The sequence below is a fragment of the Gilliamella sp. Pas-s25 genome (genome assembly GCF_009795885.1).
Taxonomy (GTDB): domain Bacteria; phylum Pseudomonadota; class Gammaproteobacteria; order Enterobacterales; family Orbaceae; genus Gilliamella.
This window is the reverse complement of record NZ_WTEV01000054.1, coordinates 1-3,339: the sequence shown is the minus strand read 5'-3', so window position 1 is coordinate 3,339 and position 3,339 is coordinate 1. Positions and strand designations below refer to the sequence as shown.

The window sequence follows — 3,339 nt, the reverse complement described above, 5'->3', positions numbered from 1 at the left end:
AAATTTTTTGACCATGATATTTGTCTCCTATGATTTTTGTTTATATCATAGAGGCAGCTTTTGTCCACTTTTTTGGCGAGGATCAAATTATTTTAATCATAAATTGTAAATAGCTCGGAGTTTTTTTACAATTGTAATTAAATACCGAGAAAAATGAAATAAAAAATCCTTGGCAAATTCTAATATAATTTTAACGTTAGATAAGAAATTATTTTAGAGAAACTAACCCTTAGCAAGCAGAATTGTAAAAAGAAACTTTAGAGGCAGCAACAATGTTACAACAAATGGGTAAAGCAGCAAAACTTGCATCATACCAATTAGCACAATGCCCTACTTCAACCAAAAATCAAGTTTTAACCATAATTGCAGAGTTATTAGAACAGCATAGTGAAATTATCCTTGAAGCAAATAAACAAGATATCCAAGCGGCTAAAACGCAAGGGGTAAGTACTGCTATTTTAGATCGTTTATTATTAACACCTGAGCGCTTAATCTCTATCGCTAATGACGTAAGAAAAGTAGTTTCATTGACAGATCCAATTGGTCAGATTATTGATGGCTCAACCTTACATAGTGGTTTAAAACTACAACGCCATAGAGTACCATTAGGTGTTATTGGTGTTATTTATGAAGCAAGGCCAAATGTGACGATTGACATTGCAGCACTTTGCATAAAAACGGGTAATGCAGCAATATTACGAGGTGGTAAAGAAACAATGCATACCAATGCCACAACAATCTCAATTATTCAACAGGCTTTATCTCAAGTTGGATTACCCGAAGCGACTATACAGTATATTAATAATCCTGATCGCAAATACATCACTGAATTACTTAAACTCGACAAATATGTCGATATGATCATTCCTCGTGGAGGGTCAGTTTTACATACATTATGTCGCGAACATTCAACAATCCCAGTTATTACTGGTGGTATTGGCGTCTGCCATATTTTTGTCGACGAAACGGCTGATTTTGATAAAGCACTTTCTATTATTGTCAACGCAAAAACTCAGCGCCCAAGTACCTGTAATACACTTGAAACACTACTTGTACATACAAAAATTGCCGATACATTTTTACTCAAACTTAGCCAAATTATGGCTGATAATGATGTGGTATTACACGCTGATCCAAATGCGTATAAAATATTAAAATCCGGCATAGCAAATACTTTTGCAGTAAAAGATGATGAGTTACGCCAAGAATGGTTATCAAAAGACTTAAATGTGGTGATTGTCGACTCCCTTGAACTAGCAGTGGAACATATTCGTGAATATGGTAGTGGACATTCCGAAGCAATTTTAACGCGTGATTTAACTAACGCCCAGCAATTCGTCAACTTGGTTGATGCAGCTGCAGTTTATGTCAATGCATCAACACGCTTTACTGATGGTGGGCAATTTGGTTTAGGTGCAGAAGTAGCTGTTAGCACTCAAAAATTACATGCTCGAGGTCCAATGGGTCTTGAAGCTTTAACCACATATAAGTGGATTGGTTATGGCGATGATTTAATTCGCCAATAACAAAATAAGATTTAAAATAACTGTTCGATTATCCCGAACAGTTTTTAACGTTCAATTCACTAATCAAAATTACGCATTAATAATGCATAATTAAGATCTATATCTTCAGGTATTGGAATATAAACAATATGACCATCCCCCAGTCCTGCTGGAACGGGTTGTCCCTTTTTGTTTTCCATACGTTCGATAATGAAGTTTTGATTACCTTTGGGAGTCATCATTTCGACACTATCCCCAACAGAAAATTTATTCTTTACGATAACTTCAGCTAAGCCATTGAGCCGCTCACCGCTAAATTCGCCAACAAATTGTTGCCTTTCTGAAACTGAATGGCTATGTTCGTAATTTTGCATTTCTTCATGCTTATGACGGCGTAAAAATCCTTCGGTATAGCCTCGATTAGCAAGTGCATTAAGTTCTTGTAATAAACGAGGATCAAAAGGTTTACCTTCACTCGCCGCATCAATTGCTTGGCGATACACTTGCGCCGTTCTTGCACAATAATAAAAAGATTTGGTTCTTCCTTCAATTTTGAGCGAATGTACGCCAATTTTGGTTAAATCGTCGACTAACTCCACAGCTCTTAAATCTTTTGAGTTCATAATATATGTACCGTGTTCATCTTCAAAAGCTTGCATATATTCGCCTGGACGCCCTGACTCTTCAAGCATGAATACTTTATTGGTTGTTTGACCTAATGTTGGCTCGACTTGTTGTACTGGTATCGGTTCACATTTATGAACAATTTGCCCTACTTCGTCTTCTTTACCTTCAGCTACTTTATATTCCCAACGGCATGCATTAGTGCATGTCCCCTGATTTGAGTCACGCTTATTAATATAACCTGAAAGCAAACAGCGTCCAGAATAAGCCATACATAACGCACCGTGAATAAATACTTCTAATTCCATTTCGGGCACTTTTTCACGGATCTCAGCAATTTCATCCAGTGATAATTCACGTGATAATACCACGCGAGTTAATCCCATTTGATGCCAAAATTTTACCGTTGCCCAGTTAACTGCATTGGATTGTACCGATAAGTGCACTTCCATTTCAGGAAAATGTTCACGAACCAACATAATTAAACCTGGATCTGACATAATAAAGGCATCGGGTTTCATGTTTACAATGGGCTCTAAATCGCGAATAAAAGTTTTTAACTTAGAGTTATGTGGTGCTATATTAACCACCACATAAAACTTTTTGCCTTGAGCATGAGCTTCGTTAATGCCGATCGCTAAATTTTCATGATTAAATTCATTATTACGAACCCGCAAACTATATCGGGGTTGGCCTGCATAAACTGCATCTGCACCATATGCAAATGCATAGCGCATATTTTTTAAAGAACCCGCAGGAGAAAGCAGTTCCGGTTTTTTATATAAAATTGTCATTAAAAATGCCTCTGATTTCAGGTCAGTATCACTAATTAGTAATAGATTAAGCAAAATAGGACGAGCATTTTACGCTTTAGCCTATCAGTTGGCAAATTTATTATATAGTCAAGCTATATAACACAAAAATTGCACTCGTTAAAAAGTGTTTTTATTAATCAATATAATTAGATTCGAACAAATTTACCAATGTTTCTCACTCTTTTAATTTTCAATCATTCTTTTTAGGCAAAACCGCATGGCGCAATACCTATTACAATACTGTAAATACCCCCAAACTTAGTGCAAAATTCAAGTGGAAAATAATACTGCTTGTATTAGGGTTTTGTAACTATCCCCTAAAATAGTACAGCAAAAAAGTAGAAAATTCTCTATGATAAAAGTAAAGGGGATTTAATTATGAAAAAAATGACTGA

At 35.8% G+C, this 3,339-nt stretch carries 2 protein-coding genes; one reads left to right on the top strand and one right to left on the bottom strand.

Translation table 11 applies throughout. From position 1 onward, the window contains the following. The first annotated feature begins 272 nt into the window (after positions 1-272). A complete protein-coding gene (gene proA / locus GQ593_RS13135; protein WP_160432442.1) occupies positions 273-1,526 on the top strand; it encodes a glutamate-5-semialdehyde dehydrogenase in 1,254 nt (417 codons plus the stop codon). A 59-nt stretch (positions 1,527-1,585) separates the two neighbouring features. Here proA and trhP read toward each other — a convergent pair whose 3' ends face one another. Continuing rightward, the gene (gene trhP / locus GQ593_RS13130; RefSeq protein WP_160432441.1) at positions 1,586-2,923 is read right to left on the bottom strand and encodes a prephenate-dependent tRNA uridine(34) hydroxylase TrhP; all 1,338 of its coding nucleotides are present in this window, start codon (positions 2,921-2,923) and stop codon (positions 1,586-1,588) included. Positions 2,924-3,339: the final 416 nt, after the last annotated feature.

Coding starts and splice junctions, on each gene's coding strand:
- trhP (WP_160432441.1), bottom strand. CDS start 2,923: ATGACAATTTTATATAAAAAACCGGAACTGCTTTCTCCTGCGGGTTCT.
- proA (WP_160432442.1), top strand. CDS start 273: ATGTTACAACAAATGGGTAAAGCAGCAAAACTTGCATCATACCAATTA.